Origin of the sequence: Brevibacterium sp. NPDC056726 (genome assembly GCF_042790515.1) — a bacterium.
Lineage (GTDB): Bacteria > Actinomycetota > Actinomycetes > Actinomycetales > Brevibacteriaceae > Brevibacterium > Brevibacterium sanguinis.
In genome coordinates this window covers 205,292-228,387 of sequence record NZ_JBHTYZ010000007.1, presented here as the reverse complement: position 1 = coordinate 228,387, position 23,096 = coordinate 205,292, and the positions used below count along the sequence as shown (strand labels likewise).

The following is a 23,096-nucleotide window of genomic DNA, read 5'->3' as shown; positions in this document are numbered from 1 at the left end:
GACATCCGCTGGTGTGCCGCGGGTCGGCTGACGCCGACTCCGCGGCACCTCGCACCACCTTTCGAAGACAGAGAGAAGATCGCGTTGGAAAACCTGACCCTGGCCTCGCACGTCGATGCCATCAACTGGAACCGCGTCGTCGACCCGGTCGATGACGATGTCTGGGATCGCCTCACCGGCAATTTCTGGCTGCCCGAGAAGGTGCCGCTGAGCAATGACGTCCCCTCGTGGGCGACGCTGACCGAGGAGGAGAAGACGCTGACGATGCGCGTCTTCACCGGTCTCACCCTGCTCGACACCATCCAGGGCACCGTCGGTGCGATCTCGCTCATCCCCGATGCGGTCACCCCGCACGAGGAGGCGGTGCTGACGAACATCGCGTTCATGGAGAGCGTGCATGCGAAGTCGTACTCGTCGATCTTCTCGACCCTGACCTCGACGAAGCAGATCGACGAGGCGTTCCGCTGGTCGCGGGAGAACACGTACCTGCAGCAGAAGGCCGACATCATCCTCAGCTACTACCGCGGGGATGATCCGCTCAAGCGGAAGGTCGCCTCGACGCTGCTCGAGTCGTTCCTCTTCTACTCCGGCTTCTACCTGCCGATGTACTGGTCCTCGCACGCGAAGCTGACGAACACCGCCGACCTCATCCGCCTCATCATCCGCGACGAGGCCGTGCACGGCTACTACATCGGCTACAAGTACCAGAAGGGTCTCGAGCAGGAGTCCGCTGAGCGCCGTCAGGAGCTCAAGGACTACACGATGAACCTCCTCTTCGAGCTCTACGAGAACGAGGTCTCCTACACCCACGAGCTCTACGACTCGGTGGGGCTGGCCGAGGACTGCAAGAAGTTCCTCCACTACAACGCCAACAAGGCGCTGATGAACCTCGGCTACGAGGCGATGTTCCCCAAGGAGGTCACGGACGTCAACCCGGCGATCCTCGCGGCGCTCTCGCCTAACAGCGACGAGAACCACGACTTCTTCTCCGGCTCGGGTTCGTCCTACGTCATCGGCAAGGCCGAGAACACCCAGGACGAGGACTGGGACTTCTGAGTCTCTGATCATCACCGGCGGCCCGTGGCGAGCGACTCTGCTCGCGGCGGGCCGCTGCCGCATTCACACGAGGGAGTGCGTCGCTGCGCGGACCGCGCCGGGCACCGTCGACAGGGCGTCCCGGCTACGGCGTGCCGACGTTGCCCGGCGGAATCCGAGACGATACCCTCAGAGGGTATTCAGGCAATCGGCGGGAGGAGGGCGCGATGCAGGATCGTCGACGCACCCGACCTCAGCTCGCCGGAGCGATCCTCAACCTCGTCGCCGCGGTCGCCGCTGTCATCGGCATCGTCGTGCTCCCCATCAGCATGGGGATGAGCATGGAACCCAGTGCCTCGATGGGCATGTCGCATGCATCCCCGATGGGCGCTTCGTCGACGAACGGGGATGGCACTGAGTCACCTGCGGCGATGGGCCACAGCGCGGACTCGATGGCGATGGACGCCATGCCTGCCCACGGTGAACCGCCCGCGGGCGAGGCCCCCGACAGTGACCCCGGCGTGGCGGCCGATGACGACGCCGCCTCCGGCCAGTGCACCGGTTCGGGATGCGGTGACAGTGTGATGGTCTGCGCACTCGCGACGATGTGCATCGTCGGCGTCGTCCTGCTCATCATCGCCCTGCGGATGCTGCGGCGCACCGCGATTCTGCTTCCCCGCGCCGGCCTGTGGCACTGCGCCACCCCCTTCGTACCGAACCCGGCACCTGGGCACGCCCGCGCGCCGAGTATCACCGACCTCTGCATCAGTCGCACGTAGGCCGGCGTCCCCGCATCGAGGCTTCTCGATGCATCAGCCGACCGATGAACTCGGCCCATTCGCGCCAGTCCCCGACCAGCCGAAACCGTGATCGCACACGACTGCGACCACGGCTGACCTGAGCGCGCGCAACCTGCGCCCCGCTGGGCACCACGGACCTGAGCGCCCTCAGACGCTCTTTCCTGGAACGAAGGCATGCGCGGAATGGGCTTGCGAACGAAAGCAGAGCACACACCGTGAACCACTCATCAGAGAACACCACCGAACGCCGCTTCGACGGACTGCCGACCAGTCCATCGCTCACGGAAGCGACCCCGACAACCCCCGAGCACGTCCACCCCGCACGCCCGTCACGCCGTCCCGGCCGCCGCAGCTTCCTCGTCGGATCGCTGAGCGTGCTCGCCCTGGCCGCATGCACCCCGCGGGGAGAAGGAGCCTTCCTCATGCCCGACTCCCAACGCGTCGCCGACGTCGAGGACGACCGTGAGACGACGGGAAAGACAGTGGAGGTCGCCCTCACGGCGGCCGCCTCGGCGCTCAAGCTCGGCACGACCACCGCACAGACGTGGAGCTACGGGGAGATCCCCGCCCCGGTCATCCGGATGAGCCGGGGAGACCGGCTCAAAGCCACACTCACCAACGACCTCACCGAGGACACGACGATCCACTGGCACGGTCTCGCGCTGCGCAACGACATGGACGGCGTGCCGATGCTCACCCAGGACCCCGTCGCCCCCGGTCAGTCGTTCACCTACGACTTCATCGCCCCCGACCCGGGCACGTACTGGTTCCACCCGCACGTCGGCGCGCAGATCGACCGCGGCCTCTATGGCGCGCTCATCGTCGACGACCCCGACGAACAGCTCGAGTACGACGACGAGTGGGTGATCATCCTCGACGACTGGCTCGACGGAGTGACCGCGACTCCCGCCGAGGTGCTCACCGAACTCCGGCAGGGCATGGGCGGTTCGAGCTCCAGTTCGGGCGACATGGGCGGCATGGACCACGGGAACATGGGCGGCTCAGACTCAGGCGACATGAGCGGCATGGGCGGGATGGACCACAGCGGCATGGGCGGGCCGATGCGGATGGGCAACATGCTCATGGGCGCCGCCTCGGACGTCCTCGGCGGCGACGCCGGCGACGTCTACTACCCCACGTACCTCATCAACGGTCGGCCCGCCGACGACCCAGCGACCTTCGAGGCCAAGCCGGGCGCGAAGGTGAGGCTGCGGATCATCAACGCCGGTGGCGACACCGCGTTCCGCCTCGCCCTGACCGGGCACTCGCTCACGGTCACCCACACCGACGGCTTCCCCGTCGACGGGAAGGCCGCCGAGACGCAGTCGCTCCTCCTCGGCATGGGGGAGCGCTATGACGCAGTCGTGACGCTGGGCGACGGCGTGTTCGCTCTTGTCGCCGAGGCGGAGGGCAAGCAGGAGCGCGTCCACGCCGTCGTCCGCACGGGGTCCGGCGAGGCGCCGCCGACCGACGGGAACGTCGCGGAACTTGCGGCCGCACCTCTGTCCGCCGAGGCGCTGAAAGCCCGCAGCGATGTCGCCCTGCCGGCCAAGTCCGCCGACCGGGAGCTCACCCTACGGCTGACCGGGTCGATGGCCGCCTACGACTGGGCGTTCGACGAGACGCCGTATGACCACGAGAAGCCGATGGACACTGCGCAGGCGGTCGCCGAGGGGGAGCGGGTGCGCCTCTCCTTCGTCAACGAGACGGACATGTGGCATCCCCTCCACCTCCACGGGCACACGTTCCAGCTCACCGGCGGGGGACCGCGCAAGGACACGGCGATCGTCCTGCCGGGAAAGACGCTGACCGTGGAGTTCGATGCGAACAATCCGGGCCGGTGGCTCACGCACTGCCACAACATCTACCACGGTGAGGCCGGGATGATGAGCGTCATCGCCTACGAGGAGTGAGTGCTGAGTGGGGGCGGTCGTCCTTGACATGCGCACCCACACGATTACCATCACGAGTACCCGCCGTCGCTGCGTTCTGCGGCGGCGCGGCCGTGGCCCCGCACCGAGGAGGAGATCGTGAGTACGGATCCGTCGCTGAGCGAAGTGCCCGAAGCCGATCGGGAGGAGCAGTCCGAGGACATCGAGTCCACCGAGGTCCTCACCGGTGAGGATGCCGAACCGACGGGGTCGGCACCTGCTGTCGTCGAGGCCGATATCGCCGATGTGGCCGAGCAGTCGATCGACGTCGGCTTCGACGACGAGGACCACCCGCAGTCCTGAGCTGCTGACCGCAGGCAGGTGGCGCGCATCTGCCTGCGGTCACCCGCCTCGGCGGGCTGTGCTGCGGACCTCGCGCGCAGTGGCGACATCGTCGACGATGACGGCGATGTGGCGCACGCTCGTGATGAGTGCGCCGTAGAGCGGCCACGCTGTCTTCGGCAGGTCGTCGCCATCGGCGATCCCGACCGACAGCGCGTCGAGGCGATCATGGATCGAGTCCACGCCGATGTCCGGGTCGGCGATCGCGGTGCCGGCCGCACGGACGATGTCCGCCCATTCGGTGCGGAACCGATCATCCCATCTGCTGTCGTCATAGGTGGCCGCCTCCAAGGTGCGGGTGAGGTGGCGCAGGTGGGAGACGCCTTCGTCGAGGCGCCGGAGGATGTTCTCGGGACTGAGCTCCTCCTCGACGGCGTCTGCGTCGCGACTGCGGAGCACCGCACGGCGCAGGGATCGCAGCCGCGGACGCGGGTTGGCCTGGCGACTCTCGTTGGCCAGGTTGACCGTCTGCCACGCTGCGTCGAGATCTCTGCTCATCGCTTCGGTCTCGACGAACCAGACGTGCGCGCGGTCGGTGTCCCACGAGGTCGAGAACTCGTCGCTCATGTTCGTCAGCACCTCGCCGATCCGGCGGTTGATGCCGTCGATGTGGATAGCCGCCTGCTCATCGCGCAGCGGTGGGACGATGAGTAGATTGACGGCCACGCCCACCCCGACGCCCAGTGCAAGCTCGATGAGGCGTTCGTCGAGGAACGGCTGCTGACTGCCGAACCCGCTGCCGAGGACGAAGATCGCCGTCGTCGCAATCGCGATGCCCTCATCCCTGATCCACGGGACGCGGGCGAGGACGACCCCGGCGAGCATTGCGAAGCCGAAGGTCCAGAGGCTCACGCCGAGGAAGTGGCCGACGACGAAGGACAGGGCGACACCGGCGACGGAGGCGACCATGGTCTGCGCCCCACGGGCGAGTGTCCGATGGATCGTGGCATGGACGGTGAGCAGAGCCGCCCACGGGGCGAGGAACGGCATCTGCGAGTCGAGCACCCACACCGACAGCCACCAGCCGAGGGTCGCAGCGATCACCGTCTTGGCGATCTGGAGCATATCGGTGACGACCTCGGGCCGACGGAAGAACTCGATGATGCCGCTGGGAGGTGAGGTCATAAACGGAGGCCGCCTCGCTTTCGCGCAGTGTTCGGGGTCGGCGCAGCGCAGGCCAGCACTGCTGGTCAGCACCGCGGTCTGCTGCACGGTCAGCACCGCGGTCTGCTGCACGGTCAGCACCGCGGTCAGCGGTACGGGCCGGGGCCGGCTGCGGTCCACCTCGGCGGGCTTCCGGCACCGTGCGAAAGCCCGCCGTGAGGATGCGCCGAAAACAAGGTAACTTACTTATAATCGGGAACGCAAGCAGACAGAAGCGCCCGGCTTGCACCCCTCGCTGGGAGGAGTGCAAGCCGGGCGCTCAGGTGAAGCCCGTCGGGTCAGTGCTGCGTCAAACCCGGCAGCACAGACCCTGTCGCGGGCTCACCGGGGACATCTCTCAGGCGGCCAGCGGCGTGGTCTCACGCAGCGACGACCCCGTGAAGAGCACGGTGCGACCGGTCGAGTCACTGATCGTGACCTCTCCGTCCGCGGTGCTGATCTCCGGGTCGATGAGGCCGGCGTGCTCGACGGCACGCTGCACCCACTGTGGGAACTCAGTCATGGGTTCCATTCCTTTCTCTCGTCGGCGAACGGACATGCGTCGACGCATGCCGTTTCGCCAGGTGGTCTGCGGTGGCGACGGGGGAGTCGCCTGACCTCACAGGACGTCGACGACGAAGTGGCCTGTGGGAGGTCGCCGTGATCTGGGTCAGTCCCTCACGGTGGGGGAGATGCGCTGAGACAAGACACGATGTCAGTCGGCTGGAGCGGATCCGGCGGCCGTCTTGAGCGGCCTGCCGTCGCTGCCCGATCGGTCGATGCACTCCGATGAACTGGGCCGATGACGTCAGCGCAAGAGATAACCATAACGCGGCGCGGGCGGCGAAGTCAAAACGGCGGCGGCGCCGGGCCGAAGCGGCGGCAGAACGGGCGCCCGTGGAGCCCGCACGACCGCTCCCATCACTGCGTGCGGTGGCGCTTGCGCAGCCGGAACCAGAGCAGGCCCGCGAGCCCGAGGATGATGACGCCCCCGCCGAGGAGGCCGAGCGGCAGCAGGTCGACGCCCCCGGTCGCCGAGGCCGAGGAATCGCTCGCCGCGCCGGCGTCGTCCGCCTGGCTGTCGGAGCTGTCTCCCGCATCGCTGCCGCTGCCCGAGGCGGTGGCCGTCGGCGTCGGGGCGGCAGCGGCGCCGACGGGAACCGTCGCCACGGTCTCCGGAGACGTCTGCGCGAAGTCCCATTCGAGGAGGTCGACGGCGGCCTGACGCGAATTGTTCTCCGCTCCGAGGAGTGCTGAGACGACGCGCTTGCCGTCGCGTTCGGCGACGGCGATGTAGGAGCCCTTCGCCGTCGTCGTGTACCCGTTCTTCAGCCCGAGCCCGCCCTCGACGTTGCCGACGATCTGCGTGTGGTTCTGGATCTCGTAGCCCTTGAACTTCTCCTTCGTCTCCGGGTTCGTGCCTCCCGGGAACGAGTACGTCGTCGTCCCGATGATCTCCATGAGCGTCGGATTCTCCGTCACCGCGTACGCGAGCTTCGCCATGTCGGCGACGGTCGTGTACTGGTTCGGGTCGTCGAGGCCGGAGGTGTTCATCGCATTCGTGTTCGTCATGCCGAGCGACTTCGCCTTCGCGTTCATCAGGGCGACGGCCTTCTCCTGGCCCCCAGCGGCACGGCCGAGGGCGTTCGCGGCATCGTTGGCGCTCGACATGAGCATCGCGTGGAAGAGCGTGTCGACGGTGTAGTCGTTCTTCTGCATGAGACCGACCTTCGTCCCGTCGATCTCCATGTCCTCGAACTCCGCTTCGACCTTCTGCTCGGGGTCATCGAGGACGTCGATGAGCGCGAGCGCGGTGAGCAGCTTGATCGTCGAGGCCGGCGCGTGCTTGACGTCGATGTTCTCCGCGACCTGGAGCTCACCGGTGTCGAGGTCGCCGACGAGCCATGATGTGCCGATCGGCTGGGGCGGCTGCGCGCCATCGCCGAGGTTGTCCGGGCTCACGTAGATCTTCTCGGTCGGCTCGGGTGCGGCCTGGGCAGTGCCGGGGAAGAGGACGAGCGAGGCGACGACGAGGAGGAGCGCGAGTGCGGCCGCGGCCGCGGTGCGCAGGTGAGCCAGCGCCGAGGAAGGAGACGAGGACGGAGAACGCATGCGCACCAGTGTACGGATCCCGGGCGTCGCGGATCCTCAGACTCCGTGACCGGGAGGAGAACTCCGGGACGACGAAGGCGGCCGCACACGGTGAAGTGCACGGCCGCCTCGGCGCTGCTGGGGTCAGGTCGACCTCAGCGCGGACTCAGAATGCGCGCTGGAGGATCGCCTGCTTGACCTCGGCGATCGCCTTGGTGATCTCGATGCCGCGGGGGCAGGCATCGGTGCAGTTGAACGTCGTGCGGCAGCGCCACACGCCTTCCTTGTCGTTGAGGATCTCAAGCCGCATGTCCCCGCCCTCGTCACGCGAGTCGAAGATGAAGCGGTGCGCGTTGACGATGGCCGCGGGACCGAAGTACTGCCCGTCGGTCCAGAACACGGGGCACGACGAGGTGCACGAGGCGCAGAGGATGCACTTCGTCGTGTCGTCGAAGGCCTCGCGCTGTTCGGAGGACTGCAGGCGCTCACGGGTGGGCTCGTGTCCGCTCGTGATGAGGAACGGCATGATCTCCCGGTACGACTGGAAGAAGGGCTCCATGTCGACGATGAGGTCCTTCTCCAGCGGCAGGCCCTTGATCGCCTCGACGGTGATCGGCTTGGACGTGTCGAGGTCCTTGAGCAGGGTCTTGCAGGCCAGGCGGTTGCGGCCGTTGATGCGCATCGCATCGGAGCCGCAGACGCCGTGGGCGCACGAGCGACGGAAGGTCAGCGAACCGTCGATGTCCCACTTGATCTTGTGGAGGGCATCGAGCACGCGGTCCGTGCCGTACATCGTGACGTTGTACTCCTCCCAGTGCGGTGCCTCGTCCGTCTCCGGGTCGAAGCGCGCGATGCGGAAGGTGCAGTCGAAGGACGGGATCTCCCCGCCCTCACCGCTCAGGTGCGAGGGCAGGTCGACCTTCGATGCCGGCTCCGGGGTTTCGGTATCGGTGCTCATCAGTACTTACGCTCCATCGGCTGGTAACGGGTGACGACGACGGGCTTGGTCTCCAGGCGCATGCCCGGGACTCCCTCGGCCTCCGAATCCGGGTCGAGGTAGGTCATCGTGTGGTGCATGAAGCCCTCGTCGTCGCGGTTCGGGAAGTCCTCGCGGAAGTGTCCGCCGCGGGACTCCTTGCGGTGGATGGCCGCGACGGTGATGACCTCGGCGAGTTCGAGCAGGAAGCCGAGCTCGACGGCCTCGAGGAGGTCGAGGTTGTAGCGCTTGCCGCGGTCCTGGATGCCGACGTTGTCGTAGCGCTCACGCAGCTTCTCGATCTCCGCGAGAGCCGCACGCAGCGTCTCGTCGGTGCGGAACACCTGAACGTTGGCGTCCATGATCTCCTGCAGGTCCTTGCGGATCGCGCCGATGCGCTCGGGCCCGTCGGAGTTGCGCAGGCGCTCGAGGACGGCGACCGTGTCGGCCTGCGAGTCCTCGGGCAGCTCGATGACCTCGGCGCGGTTGGCGTATTCGGCGGCGGCGATGCCCGCGCGCTTGCCGAAGACGTTGATGTCGAGCAGCGAGTTCGTGCCGAGGCGGTTCGAGCCGTGGACGGACACGCACGCGCACTCACCGGCCGCGAAGAGGCCGGGGATGACGGTGTCGTTGTCGGCGAGCACCTCGGACTCGATGTTCGTCGGGATGCCGCCCATCGCGTAGTGCGCGGTCGGGAACACCGGCACCGGCTCCGTGTAGGGCTCGACACCGAGGTAGGTGCGGGCGAACTCGGTGATGTCGGGCAGCTTCTCGTCGATGTGCTTGGGCTCGAGGTGGGTGAGATCGAGGAGGACGTAGTCCTTGTTCGGTCCCGCACCGCGGCCTTCGCGGACCTCGTTGGCCATCGACCGGGCGACGATGTCACGCGGGGCGAGGTCCTTGATCGTCGGGGCGTAGCGCTCCATGAAGCGCTCACCCTCGGAGTTGCGCAGGATCGCGCCCTCGCCGCGGGCCGCCTCGGAGAGGAGGATGCCGAGTCCGGCGAGGCCCGTGGGATGGAACTGGAAGAACTCCATGTCCTCGAGCGGGATGCCGCGGTTGTACGTCACGGCCATACCGTCGCCGGTCAGGGTGTGGGCGTTCGACGTGGTCTTGAAGACCTTGCCGACGCCGCCGGTCGCGAAGACGACCGACTTCGCCTGGAAGACGTGGATCTCGCCGGTGGCGAGTTCGTAGGCGACGACGCCGGCGGGGCGGCGCTCACCGTCGACCTCGGTCATGACGAGGTCGAGGACGTAGAACTCGTTGTAGAACTCGACGCCGTGCTTGACGCAGTTCTGGTAGAGGGTCTGGAGGATCATGTGGCCGGTGCGGTCGGCCGCGTAGCACGAGCGGCGCACCGGCGCCTTGCCGTGGTCGCGGGTGTGACCGCCGAAGCGGCGCTGGTCGATCTTGCCCTCGGGCGTGCGGTTGAACGGCAGCCCCATCTTCTCGAGATCGAGGACGGCGTCGATGGCTTCCTTCGCCATCACCTCGGCGGCATCCTGGTCGACGAGGTAGTCACCGCCCTTGACGGTGTCGAAGGTGTGCCATTCCCAGTTGTCCTCTTCCACATTGGCCAGTGCCGCGCACATGCCGCCCTGGGCGGCGCCGGTGTGGGAACGCGTGGGGTAGAGCTTGGTCAGGACCGCGGTGCGTGCCCGCTGGCCCGACTCGATGGCGGCGCGCATGCCAGCGCCACCGGCGCCGACGATGACGACGTCGTAGTGATGAACCTGCATGTTTCTCCTTTAGGCCTGGCAGAACGACGCGAGCAGAGCGGGGTCGGCTCCGGCCGGGCAGGGATCGAAGGTGAAGATGACGAGCGTGCCGAGCACGAGGACGACGGCCGAGGCGATGTAGAGGATGAGCTGGAGCGCCATGCTCGTGCGCGGCTTCTCGGCGTAGTCCATGATGATCGTGCGCAGGCCGTTGGTGCCGTGCAGCATCGCCAGCCACAGCATGAGGAGGTCCCAGATCTGCCAGAACGGGCTGGCCCACTTGCCGGCGACGAAGCCGAAGTCGATCTGCTGGACGCCTTCGCCGGCCCACAGGTTGACGAAGAGGTGACCGAAGATGAGGACGACGAGGATGACGCCCGAGATGCGCATGAACAGCCACGCGAACATCTCGAACTTCGAGCTCGTGGACTTGTTGCGCGAGTACCCGGTGCGCGGAGCCGGAATCGATGTTGTGCTCATGTCAGCCTCCGAACGTGTGCATCAGCTGGCGAGGGACGAACGCGATCATGATGATCAGCCAGAGGATCATGACACCCCAGAACAGCTTCCGCTGGTTCTTCGGGCCGCCCTTGGAGAAGTCGATCAGGATGACCCGCAGGCCATTGAACGCATGGAAGGCGATCGCGGCGACGAGTGCGATCTCCCCGAAGGCCATGACCGGAGTCTTGTAGGTTCCGATGACGGCGTTGTACGCCTCGGGGGAAACGCGAACGAGTGCAGTGTCAAGCACGTGAACCAACAGGAAGAAGAAGATCCCGACCCCTGTCACGCGATGCGCGACCCAGGACCACATTCCTTCTCCACCTCGGTACAGAGTGCTCGTAGACGCTTGGGCCACGGAGCATCCTCCATCTTGGATGAATCGACGATGTACATCATGAAAGTACGCCGAAGACCGCCCAGTTGCCAGTCGGCTCCCCATTGAGCGGGCTGGATCACATTGTCACCCTGGCAGTTCTCTCACAATCGGTCACACCGCGTCTCACGGCGAACAATTACCGCACAAACGTGTGCGGTAAATCGCGGGCGCGGACCGGGGGTGCGAAATCCGTTGTCGCCGAGGCGGTGACCCGGTCTGACGCGGGTGTTCCGTTGACGATGTGTTCTGGTTCTCCTCACCCCGACACGGCGGACAACATCGGTGATGTCATGCCCGAACTTTGAGACACTGAGGGGGTGAACACGCACTTCCACGCCATCATCCCCGCGGGCGGATCGGGCACCCGACTCTGGCCGCTCTCCCGCAAGGCGTCCCCGAAATTCCTCCATGATGTCCTCGGCACCGGTCGCAGCCTCCTCCAGTCGACCTGGGACCGAGTGGCCCCGCTCGTCGGCGACGACAAGGTCTGGGTGGTCACCGGTGAGAGCCACGCCGAGCAGGTCGCCGAGCAGCTTCCCCAGCTGTGCCCGAGCCGCATCGTCGCAGAGCCCTCCCCGAAGGACTCGGCCGCCGCGATCGGTCTCGCGACCCTCCTCATCCACAGAACCGACCCCGAGGCGATCGTCGGGTCCTTCTCCGCCGACCACTCGATCACGAACGTCGACGAATTCCGTTCCGTCATCGAACAGGCGTGCGTCGCCGCGGAATCCGGCGACATCGTCACCGTCGGCATCATGCCGCGCAACCCCGCGACCGCATACGGCTACATCAAGACCGGCAGCCTCCTCGGCATCGCCGGTGCCCCGACCGCCCGCCGCGCCCTTGCGTTCGCGGAGAAGCCGGCGGCGAGCACGGCCCGCCGCTACGTCGACTCGGGCCGCTACCGGTGGAACGCCGGGATGTTCATCGCCAAGGCCTCAGCACTCCTCGAGATCCTCGCCGAGGAGGATCCCACGCTCTTCGCCGGCCTGTCCCGGATCGCCGAGGCGTGGGGGACCGATGCCCAGGAGTCCGTCCTCGCCGAGGTGTGGCCGGGGCTCGAGAAGCGCGCGATCGACTACGTCGTCGCCGAACCCGCCGCCGAGGCCGGTCGGGTCATCGTCATCCCCGGCGACTTCGGGTGGGACGACGTCGGGGACTTCGACTCCGTAGCCCGGCTCCGCCAGCCCGTGCCCGGGGAGCCGCGCGGGGTCATCTCGATCGGCGGCTCGTGCGACCTCCTCGAGGTCGACGCCTCGGGGGTCGTCTTCTCCGAGCAGCCCCGCACGGTCGCGATCGTCGGCCTCGAGGACCTCGTCGTCGTCGACACCGAGGACGTCCTCCTCATCACCTCCCGCTCCCACGCGCAGGACGTCAAGAAGGCCGTCTCCCTGGCCGGCGAGCGGGGACTCGACGACCTGCTCTGAGGAGGGGGTGTCGGTCGGAGGGGTCTCGGGCAGTCAGCCGGGTCTCTGGTGGTCAGCGCAGTCGCGGCCGGTCTGAGGAGTCTCGGGCGGTCTGAGGAGCCTCATTTGCGCCGAAAGGGCGCCTCGCAGCCAGGCATGCGCGGTCCGGCTCACCCTGTTATCGAGAGCTCTGGTCAGAAACAGAGCCCTCGAAAACAAGGTGAGCCGGAAGGCACTCGCAGGACTCTCAGGAGGGGCAACCTCCCCATACGCGGCGCCGCGTGGCCCCTACGCCGGGCTCTGGGTCCAGAGGTCGGGGCCGAAGACCTCGTAGTGGATCCGCTCGGCGGGCACGCCCTTGGCGATGAACTCGGCGCGGGCGGCCTGCATGAACGGCAGCGGACCGCACATGAACACCTCCGCCTCGGCGGGCACGGCGAGTCCGCTGAGATCCATGAAACCGCTGCGGGCCGGATGGAGGGTCGGAGCCTCGGTCGCGCCCTCCTCGTACCAGTTGATCGCCTGCGCGTCGGCCATCGCGAGCACCTGCCGGCGCAGGCCGGCGTAGAGCGCATGATGGGCATGCGACCGATCGGCGTGGTAGAGGCGGACGGTCCGGTGCGGCTGCCGCCGGGAGAGGTCCTCCATGATCGCGGCGATTGGGGTGATCCCGATGCCGGCGGAGACGAGGACGAGCGGGGCGTCCGACTCCTCGAGGACGACGTCGCCGGCGGGCTGGGAGACCTTGAGCACGCTGCCCGGCTGCGCGTTGTCGAACAGCCACCCCGAGACGACGCCGTCCGGGGCACCGCCGACGCCGCGCACCCGCTTGATCGTCACCCGCAGCGTGTCGCCGCGCGGGCCGGAGGAGATCGTGTACTGGCGCGGCTGCGTCGATCCGTCGGGCAGTTCGACGAGGATCGCCACATACTGCCCGGTGAGGTGGGCCGGGACCGCGCCGGACACGGGGGCGAGGAGGAGGGAGAAGACCTCGTCGGACTCGTCGAAGCGCTCGACGACCCGGAAGTTCCGCCACGGGTGCTCGGGCTCGGTGCCGCCGAGGGCGTAGAGCCGGGCCTCCTCGGCGATGAGCGCGGTCGCGAACAGCCAGTAGACCTCGTCCCAGGCGGCGGCGACCTCCTCGGTGACGGCATCGCCGAGGACGGTTCTCACCGCGCCGAGGAGGTAGTGGCCGACGATGAGGTACTCGGAGGCGCGAACGCCGAGGGATACGTGCTTGTGCGCGATCCGCCGCAGGACGGGCGTGAAGTCCGGGGCGTCGGGATCGATGAGCTGGACGGCGAACGCGACCACCGAGGAGGCCAGCGCCTTCGGCTGCTCGCCGATCGCCTGATTGGCGAGGTTGAAGATGCCGAGCAGCTCCGGGTGCGCCTCGAACATCGTCGGATAGAACACCGAGGTGATCTCGTCGGCGTGCTCGGCGACGACGCCGGCGGTCGCAACGACGACCTCGTGGGAGCGGGGGCTGAGTTCCATGGTCATCCTTCTCGGTCAGTGCGGTGGCGTCGGGTGGGCGCCCGGGTGACGTGGGGAGATGCTGATCGACGGGAGCGGAGGCGTGGGGTGCCGGGGCTCCCGGGAGCGGCCGCGGCAGACGGTTCCGCCGGGGTCGGTCGCTCCGGTGGTTCCAGAGTGCCGGTGCGCCGAGGCGGCCCGCGCAGGTTTCGACCGTGTTTATTCGTCCGCACGTGCCGGTGTTCATTCGTCCGCACGTGACGGTGATTCGTCGTCCGCACGTGACGGTGCGGAGTGCGCGGGCAGCGTCACCTGCGAGGCTGGCCACCGTCTTCTACACGGCATAGAATCACAGGTGCAGTGCACGACTCTCCGACTCCGAGGATGTCCCCATGCCGCGCAGAACGACCGATTACCGCGGTCTCACCGAACTCAGTCGCGTCCGCCTGCTCGGAGCCGTCCAGCAGGGACCTGACCGCACGCTCAAGGACCTCGCCGAGGCGGTCGGCCTCCACATCAACACGGTCAGGGACCACCTCGGCGTCCTCATCGACGAAGGGCTCGTCAGCGCGCGGCCGCGACCGTCGGGGACGCGGGGGAGGCCGCCGACGGTCTACCGTGCGGTCGACGATGCGGAGATGAACCCGGCGGCGAAGAGTCGGATCGAGCGGGCGAAGGCGCTCGGACCGGTGCTCGCGCGGGTCGGCTACTCGTGTGTGCCCGAGTCCGTGCGGAGGCTCGGCGACGGGGCGGGGGAGCAGTTCGACGCGCTCGTCGATCATCTCGACGACTCGGGGCTCGAGCCCGTCGCCGATGACACCGGTCTGGGCATCGCGCTGGCCGCCTGTCCGCACCTCGAGCTCGTCGGGGACGAGCGGACGATGGCGTGTGCCGTGCATGCGCGCCTGCTCCACGACGTCCTCGCGCAGGTGCCGGGGCCGCTGCGGGTCGCCGAGGTCAAGCCGTTCCTCACCGCGACCACCTGCGAACTCCGCCTGCAGGCGACCGGCCATCAGGCGCAACCGGCCTGAGCGACAGGGGCCCAGGCCGCGTGGTCCCGTCGACCCGCGCGCTCCCGACGGGCCGTCCTATCCCGGCGGGGTGTGAGATCCCGTCTGGCTGTCGACGCCGATGGGCTGCGCGATCCCGACTGTGCGCGGTACCGACGAACTGAACGACCCCGGCGGGCTGTGCGACATCGATGCATTGAACGACCCCGATGGGCTGCGCGAGTTTGCACCAGTTGAGTTTGCGCCAGTTGAGTCTGAGATGGCCAAGGCCGCCTTGGCCATCTCAGACTCAACTGGCGCAAACCGGCGATCACCGGTGGTCACCGTCGATCACCGGCGGTCACTCGACGTCACCGATCGTGTCGAATTTGGTCACCCGGGGCCCACACCCGCGTCCGAGTGTCTAGCATGGCCTCAATGTCACTCAACCCCGATCCCCGCACCGCGGACGGCGCACCGCACACCGAGGCGGCTCACGCCGACGCCGCCCGCCCCAACGCCACTCGCCCGAATGCGGCCGGCACCGAGGCGGTTGGCAACGACGCCATGCGCCCGAGTGCGGCCGGCTCCGATGCCGCGCGCCCGAACGAGGACGGGATCGACGCGACCGGCAGCGACGCCGCTCGCACGAAAGCGGTGAATGCTGACGCGCCCCGTGCTGATGCGGCGCGCACCTCCGCCACCGGCAGCCCCGACGCCGCCCGCACCGACGCGGCAAGCACCGAGGCGGCCGCCCCCGACGCCACCACCGCAGCCGCGATCGCCGAGCTCACGCCCGAGCTCATCGATTTCCGCCGCGACATCCACGCGCACCCGGAACTGTCCTTCCAGGAGTTCGCGACGACGGACAAGCTCGCCGCCCGGCTCGAGGCCGCGGGGCTCACTCCGCGGCGCCTCGAGGGCTCGGGACTCGTCTGTGATGTCGGCGAGGGACCGATCGCGCTCGCCCTGCGCGCCGACATCGACGCCCTGCCCATCGACGACCTCATCGCCGAGGACTTCGCCTCCACCGTGCCCGGAGTCGCCCACGCGTGCGGTCACGACGTCCACCTCACGGGCCTCCTCGGTGCGGGCATCGCCCTGCAGCGGGCGCACGAGACGACACCGGGCGGGCTCGGCGGACGGGTGCGCCTGATCTTCCAACCCGGCGAGGAGGTCACCCCGGGCGGGGCGCTGCGCGTCATCTCCCAGGGCGCCCTCGACGACGTGCCGGAGATCTACGCCGTCCACTGCGACCCCAACGTCGACGTCGGCCGGATCGGCTCGCGCATCGGCGCGATCACCGCGGCCGGCGACACCGTCATCATCCGGCTCACCGGCCACGGCGGCCACACCTCGAGGCCCCATCTCACCGAGGACCTCGTCTACGCCCTCGGCAAGCTCGCGACCGACCTGCCCTCGACCCTCGGACGCCTCATCGACCCCCGCCACGCGATCTCGCTCGTGTGGGGCGAGATCAGCGCCGGTCACGCCGCGAACGTCGTGCCCTCGGAGGGGATCCTCCGCGGGACGCTGCGGTGCCTCGACGTCGACGGATGGAATCAGGTCGCCGAGGTGCTCCCCGAGCTCGTCGAGCGCATCGCCGGCCCGTACGGGGTCAAGGTCGACCTCGAGCACCGCCGCGGAGTCCCCCCGGTGGTCAACACCGAGGACCAGGTGGCCCTCATCGAGTCGGCCGTGCGGACAGAGCTCGGCGAGAACTCCGTGCAGCTGACCCCGCAGTCGATGGGCGGCGAGGACTTCGCGTGGTACCTCACGCACTGCCCCGGCGCGCTCGTGCGCATGGGCACCCGCACCCCCGGCGGCATCACGTACGACATCCACCAGGGCGACCTCCTCATCGACGAGGGAAGCGTGCCGATCGCCGCACGGATCTTCACCGCCACCGCGCTCAAGGTCCTCGACGGCCGGCGCGAGGCGCTCCAGCTCGCTGGGTAGCGCAGGGCAGCTCCAGTCCGCTGGGCAGCGTCAGCCCGCCCACCACCAGTCTCCCCGCCCGCGACCGGCCTGACGGACGGCACTCAGCCCAGCCGGATACCCTGTCTGTCATGAGAACCAAGCTCGTGACCAGGGTGGGCGCCTGCCTCGGCGTGCTCAGCCTCCTCGGCGCCAGTGCGTGCTCGGTGACGACCCCCGCCGCGGCCCCGGACCCGACGACGGCCTGCATGATCTCCGCACCCGCCGGATTCGAGGACCACTCGGCCGGGGCGCTCACCCTCGCCGAGACCGAGCTCGCCCGCTCGGCCGGGGTCTTCACCGCCACCTCGAGCCAGCGGGTCTCGGATGTCTCGGCCACCTCGGCGGCACTCGCCCGCACACCGGGGGAGGAGTGCACGCTCACGACCGTCGTCGGACCGGGCGGGGCGAAGGAACTCGACTCCTACGCGCGGGAGAACCCGGAGGCGCTCTTCCTCGGAGTCGCGAGCGGGCGGGAGAACCTGCCCGACAATGTGCTCAGCATCGACTTCGACCTCGTGCCCCCGGCCTTCATCGCCGGCTACATCGCGGCGACGGCGAGCGAGTCCGGTGAGGTCGCGGCGTTCGTCTCCCGCGGCTTCCCCCAGGCCGAGGAGATCCTCTCCGCCTTCGACGCGGGAGTCGCCCTCTACAACGAGGAGGCCGACGAGGAGACCGCGGATGTCACCTCGTTCCGCGACTCGCGGATCGCCGCGCGCACGGTCGACGACACCGAGGAGGGCGGACGGGAGTTCTTCGACTCCGCGTCCCGGGCCGACGCCGACGTCATCGTGCCCTTCGGATCGGCCGCTGCGATGGGCGTCCTCGGCGCCGCCGACGAGACGCGGGCGGCCGCAGCCACCGCCACCCCGGACCCCGCCGGCGACGGCGAACCGCCGGTGCTGCCGAAGCTCATCTGGTACGGCGCCTCCGGGGGCTTCAGCGATGCCGTCGTCGCGACGATCGAACCGAACATCCGCCGCGGCCTGCGCACGATGTTCCCCGACTGGCCGCAGAGCAAGAACCCCGACGAGAACGTCGAACCCGGCGATGTCGACCCCGAGGAGATGAACGGGATCCTCGTCGCCGAACGCCGGTACGAGGGCACGATCGACAACGGCGGGATCGGGATCTCGGCCGAGGACGGCTTCCTCAGCCGGGTCTCCGACGCCGGGCGCAGCATCACCGACCTGCGCGAGCGGATCAAGAGCGGCGACATCGACCCGACGCAGGATTGAGAACGACCTGACGCGGCGGTGATGACGGATAGACTTGGCTCGTGTTGAATACTCCCGCCGGCGTCGCCCACGACGATCCGATCCTGCAGCTGCCCAAAGTCTCCCTCCACGATCACCTCGACGGCGGTCTGCGGCCGGCGACGATCATCGAACTCGCCGCGCAGATCGGCCACGAGCTGCCCGCCACGGAGCCCGCTGCCCTGGCCCAGTGGTTCACCGATTCCGCGAACTCCGGTGACCTCGTCCGCTACCTCGAGACGTTCGCCCACACGACCGCGGTCATGCAGACGCGGGAGGGCCTCATCCGCGTCGCGCGGGAATGGGTGCTCGACCAGGTCGCCGACGGCGTCTTCTACGCCGAGGCCCGGTGGGCCCCCGAACAGCACCTCGCCGGGGGACTCGACCTCGACGAGGTCGTCGAAGCGGTGCAGGAGGGCCTCGAGGCCGGAGTCGCCGAGGCGGCCGCTGAGGGCAAGCTCATCACCGTCGGACAGATCCTCACCGCGATGCGCCAGGCCGACAACTCGATGGCCATCGCCGAACTCGCGATCCGGCACAGGGAGAAGGGCGGGGACAGCGGCGTCGTCGGCTTCGACATCGCCGGACCGGAGAACGGCTTCCCGCCGTCGGCGCACCTCTCGGCGTTCAACGCCCTCCACCAGGCCTACGTTCCGCTCACCATCCACGCCGGCGAGGCCGCCGGCAAGGAGTCGATCCACGAGGCGGTCACCGTCTGCCACACGCAGCGCATCGGGCACGGGGCGAGGATCGTCGAGGACATGGACATCGTCGACGGGGAGGGACAGCTCGGCAGCCTCGCCGCCTGGGTCCTCGACCAGCAGATCCCGCTCGAGCTGTGCCCGAGCTCGAACCTCCAGACCGACATCGGCGGGACGATCGCCAGCCACCCGATCACCGGGCTCAAGGACCTCGGCTTCGCCGTGACGATCAACCCCGACAACCGCCTGATGTCCGGGACCTCGATGACCCGTGAGATGCGGCTGCTCGTCGACGAGGCCGGCTGGACGCAGACCGACCTCGAGTGGGCCACCGTCAACGCCGTGACCGCGGCGTTCCTTCCCCTCGACGTGCGCGAGCGCATGCTCGACGAGATCCTCATCCCCGGATTCGCCCGGGTGACGGTGTGAGACCGGGGAGCACCGACGCCGGATCCGGCGGGGAAGTCGAACCCGCCGGACACGGTGTTCCCACGCCGCGGGCGATGCTCATCCCGGTCATCGTCCTGCTTCTTCAGGCCCTCGTCCTCGCGGGCACCGCGGTGTCGTTCATCGTCACGGCGTTCTCCGCGGGATCGCTGGCGACCTCCCTCATCGGGCTCGCCGTCATGTTCCTCATCTTCACCGCCGGCCTGCTCGCCGCCGCCCGCGGGTCGTGGCGCCTGCACCGCTGGGCGCGGCCCGCGGCGATCGCGTTCGAGCTCCTCGTCATCGTCTTCGGCTTCAGCACGATCGGCGGTTCCCTGTGGTTCGGCCTCGCGTGCCTCATCACGGCCATCGCCGTCATCCTCGGCTACTTCACCCCGCCGGTCGTCGACGCCTACAACCGCGCGCTCGCCGACTGAGCGGACGTCACTGACCGAGGTACTCCCCGCACGCCTCGGTGAGGAAGTCGCCGGCGACGCCGCCCTCTTCGCCGAGGCTCTGGGCGGTCTTCTGGATGCCCCACCACACCATCGGGGAGGCGCCCCACTGCTGGCGGAACTCCTCGCGCCTGCTCGGGTCAGCCGACAGGTCCTCGGCGGCCAGGGAGATCCGATCCTGCGCGTCATCGGCCGTGCAGCGCGCCTCGTCGTTCGGTCCTTGCGGGTCGAGCTCGGGGATGTCGTCGGAGTTGACGGTCGTCAGCGTGTACGCGGACTCGCCGATCTCCTCGACGTCGAAGAGGCCGTGGATCTGGAGGAACGGCGACCGGTCGCGGTTGACGTTCGCGCCGTCGACGGTGACGCTCACGCTGTTGGGCGTGTCCGAGGTGACGGTGACCTCGCCGGACTCGGGGAGATCGGGGTTCGCGGTGCGCACCCAGACCTTGAGGTAGGCAGGCGTCTGGTCCGCCGCGGCGGTCGAGAGTCCCTGCCACAGCGGGTCGGCGTCCTTCGCGCCGCCGGGGGAGGAATCGACGACGGTGACGGCCGGGGCGTCGTCGGGCGTGGCGATCGGGGTGACCTCCTCCTCGCTCACCGACGGTCGCGGCTGCGGCCGGGTCTCGTTCGACGTGGGCACGCACGCGGAGGTGGCGAGAACGGCGGCGGTGGTCAGGACGGCGAGAGAGCGAAAGCGCATGGTTCCTCGTGCGGGTCGTGGGAAGCGGACGCGGTCGGATGGGACCGGTGGGAGGCATCGGGGGACGGCGCGGCATCCGTTGCGGTTCCGCGCCGAGGACCGACCCCGCCCTCCAGCGTAATCGGCGGTCGGCTCACACCGGGGCAGGACGCGCTGGGAGGGCCGTCATCGACGATCAGCGCTGCCGGCCGGACCTGACATCCTCGAGCCGGCGACGCTGAGTGCCCGTCTCATCGAAATTGTCGGGAGCCAGCCAGGCGACGAACGCCTCGCGCAATTGGGGCCACTCGGAGTCGAGGATCGAGAACCATGCGGTGTCGCGGTTGCGTCCCTTGACGATGAGGTGCTGGCGGAAGACGCCCTCGAAGGTGAAGCCGAACCGGGCGGCCGCCCGCTTCGACGGTGCGTTGGCGTTGTTGCACTTCCATTCGAACCGGCGGTACCCGGCCGCGAACACGGCATCGGCGGTGAGGAAGAACGCCTCGGTGGCCGCACGGGTGCGGGCGATCGCCGGACCCCAGAGGATGTTGCCGATCTCGATGACGCCGTTGGCGGTGTCGACGCGCATGAGGGCCTGACGACCCTCGGCACGGCCGGTCGCGCGGTCGACGACGGCGAAGAATAGGGGATCGGCCGAGGCGGCAGCCGTGTCGAGCCAGGCGCCGAATTCCGCCCGATCGCGCGGCGGATGCTCGGGCAGGTAGGCGAAGCGCTCCTCGGCGCCGGGGGCGATCGCCGCCGCGAAGAGGGCGTCGCCGTGCCGGGCGGGATCGAGCGGCACGAGATCGACGGACGTCCCGACGATCGTCTCCCGCCGAGGCGGCGCGACTGGAGTCCAGTTCTGCAGGGAGGCGGCGGTCGCCTCGGCGTCAGAAGAGGGATCGGTCATCGTTCTCAGTCCTCGTCGCCGTCGAAGCCGGTCGAGAGCTCCCGGAGCAGGGAGGCGAGTTTGCGCCGGCCGGCCGGGGTGAGCCCGGCGAGGATGTCGCGCTCCTTGACGAGGAGATCGGCGAGGGCGGAGTCGACGGTCGCCCGCCCCGCCTCGGTGAGGCGCACGAGCACCCCGCGGCGATCGTCGGGATCGGGCAGGCGCTCGACCCAGCCGGCGGTGACGAGGCGGTCGATGCGGTTGGTCATGGTCCCGCTCGTCACGAGCGTCTCCTGCAGGAGCGTCGAGGGGGAGAGCTGGTAGGGCTCGCCGGAGCGGCGCAGGGCCGAGAGCACGTCGAAGGCCCAGCTCTCGATGCCGTAGTCGGAGAAGCTCGACTTCCGTGCGCGGTCGAGCTGGCGCGACAGCCGGCTCACGCGGGAGAGGATCTCCATGGGGGAGACATCGAGGTCAGGACGTTCGTGTCGCCACGCGGCGACGATCCGATCCACCTCATCCATGATCCGATTTTACGTCCAGATCAAGAATCTTGACGACCAAGATACTTTTTGACGAGATATTCGTTACGTTCGCGGCCTGCGTGTTTGGATGCTCGGGTGCTGTTGGGAATAAAGTGGTGCGTGGTTGTTGCATCCGTCAACGCTCTTGCGGGGCCAAACGACCCCGTACGAATGCTGGGTGGAAAATCCCTGCAGACGAAACGAAGGAAGACACGTGGATCTTTTCGAGTATCAAGCGCGTGACCTGTTCGAGAAGCACGGAGTGCCCGTGCTCAAGGCTCAGGTCGCCACGACACCAGAAGAAGCGAAGAAGGCAGCTGAAGAGCTCGGCGGCGGCGTGGTCGTCGTCAAGTCGCAGGTGAAGATCGGCGGCCGCGGCAAGGCCGGCGGCGTCAAGGTCGCGAAGAATCCGGACGAGGCCGAAGCACGTGCGAAAGAGATCCTCGGTCTCGACATCAAGGGCCACATCACGAAGAAGGTGATGATCGCCGAAGGTGCGGACATCGCCGAAGAGTACTACTTCTCCGTTCTCCTCGATCGCTCCAACCGCACCTACCTCGCCATGTGCTCGAAGGAAGGCGGCATGGAGATCGAGCAGCTCGCGGTCGAACGCCCCGAAGCGCTTGCGAAGATCCCCGTCAACGCCATCGACGGCATCGACGATGCCAAGGCCAAGGAGATCGCCGAGGCGGCCGGCTTCGACGCCGAGACCGCGGCGAAGGTCGCCCCCGTGCTCACCTCCCTGTGGACCGTCTTCGAGAAGGAGGACGCCACGCTCGTCGAGGTCAACCCGCTCGTCAAGACCGGTGCCGGCGACATCCTCGCCCTCGACGGCAAGGTCTCGCTCGACGAGAACGCGGACTTCCGTCACCCCGACCACGAAGAGCTGCGCGACATCGACGCCGAGGACCCGCTCGAGCTCAAGGCCAAGGAACTCGACCTCAACTACGTCAAGCTCGACGGTGAGGTCGGAATCATCGGCAACGGCGCAGGCCTCGTGATGTCGACGCTCGACGTCGTCGCCTACGCCGGTGAGAAGCACGACAAGGTCAAGCCCGCGAACTTCCTCGACATCGGCGGCGGCGCCTCGGCCGAGGTCATGGCCAACGGACTCGACGTCATCCTCGGCGACGACCAGGTCAAGGCCGTGTTCGTCAACGTCTTCGGCGGCATCACCGCCTGTGACGAGGTGGCCCGCGGCATCGTCAAGGCCCTGGAGATCCTCGGCGATCAGGCGACCAAGCCGCTCGTCGTCCGCCTCGACGGCAACAACGTCGAAGAGGGCCGGGCGATCCTCGCCGAGGCCGCTCACCCGCTCGTCACCCAGGTCGACACCATGGACGGTGGAGCCGACAAGGCCGCCGAACTGGCAGCCGCCAAGTAAGGAAAGGTCTCTCACACC

General features: G+C 68.4%; 22 protein-coding genes. 11 read left to right on the top strand and 11 right to left on the bottom strand.

From position 1 onward, the window contains the following. Positions 1-84 precede the first annotated feature (84 nt). The 4 genes from nrdF (at position 85) to ACFQ91_RS16010 (ending at position 4,069) form a co-directional block, all read left to right on the top strand. Positions 85-1,056, top strand: coding sequence for a class 1b ribonucleoside-diphosphate reductase subunit beta (nrdF, locus tag ACFQ91_RS16025; RefSeq protein ID WP_137826161.1), 972 nt, complete (start codon positions 85-87; stop codon positions 1,054-1,056). A gap of 206 nt (positions 1,057-1,262) precedes the next feature. Beyond that, complete coding sequence (locus ACFQ91_RS16020) at positions 1,263-1,814, top strand: hypothetical protein (protein WP_198499307.1); 552 nt, start codon at positions 1,263-1,265, stop codon at positions 1,812-1,814. 395 nt (positions 1,815-2,209) lie between these two features. Beyond that, positions 2,210-3,748: a multicopper oxidase family protein gene (locus tag ACFQ91_RS16015; RefSeq protein ID WP_232623919.1), complete on the top strand. Its 1,539-nt coding sequence runs from the start codon at positions 2,210-2,212 to the stop codon at positions 3,746-3,748. Between the two features lie 117 nt (positions 3,749-3,865). After that, positions 3,866-4,069: a hypothetical protein gene (locus tag ACFQ91_RS16010; RefSeq protein ID WP_198499306.1), complete on the top strand. Its 204-nt coding sequence runs from the start codon at positions 3,866-3,868 to the stop codon at positions 4,067-4,069. A 39-nt stretch (positions 4,070-4,108) separates the two neighbouring features. On the opposite strand, the gene ACFQ91_RS16005 is transcribed toward ACFQ91_RS16010, so the two are convergent. From ACFQ91_RS16005 to sdhC, 7 genes are all read right to left on the bottom strand, one after another. Continuing rightward, positions 4,109-5,233, bottom strand: a complete 1,125-nt coding sequence (locus ACFQ91_RS16005) for an aromatic acid exporter family protein (RefSeq protein WP_198499305.1) — start codon at positions 5,231-5,233, stop codon at positions 4,109-4,111. A 376-nt stretch (positions 5,234-5,609) separates the two neighbouring features. Further along, positions 5,610-5,774 carry a hypothetical protein gene (locus ACFQ91_RS16000; protein WP_198499304.1) on the bottom strand — a complete coding sequence of 55 codons (165 nt, stop codon included), beginning with the start codon at positions 5,772-5,774 and terminating at the stop codon, positions 5,610-5,612. Between the two features lie 398 nt (positions 5,775-6,172). Next, the gene (locus tag ACFQ91_RS15995) at positions 6,173-7,363 is read right to left on the bottom strand and encodes a D-alanyl-D-alanine carboxypeptidase family protein (protein WP_198499303.1); all 1,191 of its coding nucleotides are present in this window, start codon (positions 7,361-7,363) and stop codon (positions 6,173-6,175) included. Between the two features lie 145 nt (positions 7,364-7,508). Next, positions 7,509-8,300, bottom strand: a complete 792-nt coding sequence (locus ACFQ91_RS15990) for a succinate dehydrogenase iron-sulfur subunit (RefSeq protein ID WP_137826170.1) — start codon at positions 8,298-8,300, stop codon at positions 7,509-7,511. Next, complete coding sequence (gene sdhA, locus ACFQ91_RS15985; RefSeq protein ID WP_198499302.1) at positions 8,300-10,060, bottom strand: succinate dehydrogenase flavoprotein subunit; 1,761 nt, start codon at positions 10,058-10,060, stop codon at positions 8,300-8,302. The genes ACFQ91_RS15990 and sdhA overlap by 1 nt, the downstream gene beginning before the upstream one ends. A gap of 9 nt (positions 10,061-10,069) precedes the next feature. After that, positions 10,070-10,519 (bottom strand): succinate dehydrogenase hydrophobic membrane anchor subunit, encoded by a 450-nt coding sequence (locus tag ACFQ91_RS15980; protein ID WP_198499301.1) that lies wholly within the window; start codon positions 10,517-10,519, stop codon positions 10,070-10,072. Between the two features lies 1 nt (position 10,520). Beyond that, on the bottom strand, positions 10,521-10,898 hold the full coding sequence (sdhC, locus tag ACFQ91_RS15975; RefSeq protein WP_137826173.1) for a succinate dehydrogenase, cytochrome b556 subunit: 378 nt from the start codon (positions 10,896-10,898) through the stop codon (positions 10,521-10,523). A 338-nt stretch (positions 10,899-11,236) separates the two neighbouring features. On the opposite strand from sdhC, the gene ACFQ91_RS15970 reads away from it, so the two are divergent. After that, positions 11,237-12,346, top strand: a complete 1,110-nt coding sequence (locus ACFQ91_RS15970; protein WP_198499300.1) for a mannose-1-phosphate guanylyltransferase — start codon at positions 11,237-11,239, stop codon at positions 12,344-12,346. Positions 12,347-12,613: 267 nt separating this feature from the next. Here the strand turns inward: ACFQ91_RS15970 and ACFQ91_RS15965 are convergent, their stop codons facing one another. After that, entirely contained in the window at positions 12,614-13,822 is a 1,209-nt protein-coding gene (locus tag ACFQ91_RS15965) for a globin domain-containing protein (RefSeq protein ID WP_198499299.1), read from the bottom strand. A gap of 371 nt (positions 13,823-14,193) precedes the next feature. Here ACFQ91_RS15965 and ACFQ91_RS15960 point away from each other — a divergent pair, with 371 nt between their 5' ends. The 5 genes from ACFQ91_RS15960 to ACFQ91_RS15940 all read left to right on the top strand — a co-directional run bounded on the left by ACFQ91_RS15960 (position 14,194) and on the right by ACFQ91_RS15940 (position 19,587). After that, positions 14,194-14,832: a winged helix-turn-helix transcriptional regulator gene (locus ACFQ91_RS15960; RefSeq protein WP_198499298.1), complete on the top strand. Its 639-nt coding sequence runs from the start codon at positions 14,194-14,196 to the stop codon at positions 14,830-14,832. Between the two features lie 738 nt (positions 14,833-15,570). Then, the gene (locus ACFQ91_RS15955) at positions 15,571-16,749 is read left to right on the top strand and encodes an amidohydrolase (RefSeq protein ID WP_198501015.1); all 1,179 of its coding nucleotides are present in this window, start codon (positions 15,571-15,573) and stop codon (positions 16,747-16,749) included. A 110-nt stretch (positions 16,750-16,859) separates the two neighbouring features. After that, the gene (locus ACFQ91_RS15950) at positions 16,860-18,005 is read left to right on the top strand and encodes a BMP family ABC transporter substrate-binding protein (RefSeq protein ID WP_198499297.1); all 1,146 of its coding nucleotides are present in this window, start codon (positions 16,860-16,862) and stop codon (positions 18,003-18,005) included. Between the two features lie 41 nt (positions 18,006-18,046). Continuing rightward, positions 18,047-19,153, top strand: a complete 1,107-nt coding sequence (locus ACFQ91_RS15945) for an adenosine deaminase (RefSeq protein ID WP_376871312.1) — start codon at positions 18,047-18,049, stop codon at positions 19,151-19,153. Next, positions 19,150-19,587 carry a hypothetical protein gene (locus ACFQ91_RS15940; RefSeq protein ID WP_376871309.1) on the top strand — a complete coding sequence of 146 codons (438 nt, stop codon included), beginning with the start codon at positions 19,150-19,152 and terminating at the stop codon, positions 19,585-19,587. The genes ACFQ91_RS15945 and ACFQ91_RS15940 overlap by 4 nt, the downstream gene beginning before the upstream one ends. Before the next feature lie 7 nt (positions 19,588-19,594). On the opposite strand, the gene ACFQ91_RS15935 is transcribed toward ACFQ91_RS15940, so the two are convergent. From ACFQ91_RS15935 to ACFQ91_RS15925, 3 genes are all read right to left on the bottom strand, one after another. Beyond that, positions 19,595-20,305, bottom strand: a complete 711-nt coding sequence (locus tag ACFQ91_RS15935) for a hypothetical protein (RefSeq protein WP_198499295.1) — start codon at positions 20,303-20,305, stop codon at positions 19,595-19,597. 175 nt (positions 20,306-20,480) lie between these two features. Continuing rightward, positions 20,481-21,194 carry a GNAT family N-acetyltransferase gene (locus ACFQ91_RS15930; protein ID WP_198499294.1) on the bottom strand — a complete coding sequence of 238 codons (714 nt, stop codon included), beginning with the start codon at positions 21,192-21,194 and terminating at the stop codon, positions 20,481-20,483. A 5-nt stretch (positions 21,195-21,199) separates the two neighbouring features. Further along, complete coding sequence (locus tag ACFQ91_RS15925; protein WP_137827097.1) at positions 21,200-21,694, bottom strand: MarR family winged helix-turn-helix transcriptional regulator; 495 nt, start codon at positions 21,692-21,694, stop codon at positions 21,200-21,202. Positions 21,695-21,908: 214 nt separating this feature from the next. Between ACFQ91_RS15925 and sucC the strand changes: the two genes are divergently transcribed. Next, positions 21,909-23,078 carry an ADP-forming succinate--CoA ligase subunit beta gene (gene sucC / locus ACFQ91_RS15920; RefSeq protein WP_198499293.1) on the top strand — a complete coding sequence of 390 codons (1,170 nt, stop codon included), beginning with the start codon at positions 21,909-21,911 and terminating at the stop codon, positions 23,076-23,078. Positions 23,079-23,096: the final 18 nt, after the last annotated feature.

Coding starts and splice junctions, on each gene's coding strand:
- ACFQ91_RS16020 (WP_198499307.1), top strand. CDS start 1,263: ATGCAGGATCGTCGACGCACCCGACCTCAGCTCGCCGGAGCGATCCTC.
- ACFQ91_RS16005 (WP_198499305.1), bottom strand. CDS start 5,233: ATGACCTCACCTCCCAGCGGCATCATCGAGTTCTTCCGTCGGCCCGAG.
- ACFQ91_RS16000 (WP_198499304.1), bottom strand. CDS start 5,774: ATGACTGAGTTCCCACAGTGGGTGCAGCGTGCCGTCGAGCACGCCGGC.
- ACFQ91_RS15995 (WP_198499303.1), bottom strand. CDS start 7,363: ATGCGTTCTCCGTCCTCGTCTCCTTCCTCGGCGCTGGCTCACCTGCGC.
- ACFQ91_RS15990 (WP_137826170.1), bottom strand. CDS start 8,300: ATGAGCACCGATACCGAAACCCCGGAGCCGGCATCGAAGGTCGACCTG.
- sdhA (WP_198499302.1), bottom strand. CDS start 10,060: ATGCAGGTTCATCACTACGACGTCGTCATCGTCGGCGCCGGTGGCGCT.
- ACFQ91_RS15980 (WP_198499301.1), bottom strand. CDS start 10,519: ATGAGCACAACATCGATTCCGGCTCCGCGCACCGGGTACTCGCGCAAC.
- ACFQ91_RS15965 (WP_198499299.1), bottom strand. CDS start 13,822: ATGGAACTCAGCCCCCGCTCCCACGAGGTCGTCGTTGCGACCGCCGGC.
- ACFQ91_RS15960 (WP_198499298.1), top strand. CDS start 14,194: ATGCCGCGCAGAACGACCGATTACCGCGGTCTCACCGAACTCAGTCGC.
- ACFQ91_RS15950 (WP_198499297.1), top strand. CDS start 16,860: ATGAGAACCAAGCTCGTGACCAGGGTGGGCGCCTGCCTCGGCGTGCTC.
- ACFQ91_RS15935 (WP_198499295.1), bottom strand. CDS start 20,305: ATGCGCTTTCGCTCTCTCGCCGTCCTGACCACCGCCGCCGTTCTCGCC.
- ACFQ91_RS15930 (WP_198499294.1), bottom strand. CDS start 21,194: ATGACCGATCCCTCTTCTGACGCCGAGGCGACCGCCGCCTCCCTGCAG.
- ACFQ91_RS15925 (WP_137827097.1), bottom strand. CDS start 21,694: ATGGATGAGGTGGATCGGATCGTCGCCGCGTGGCGACACGAACGTCCT.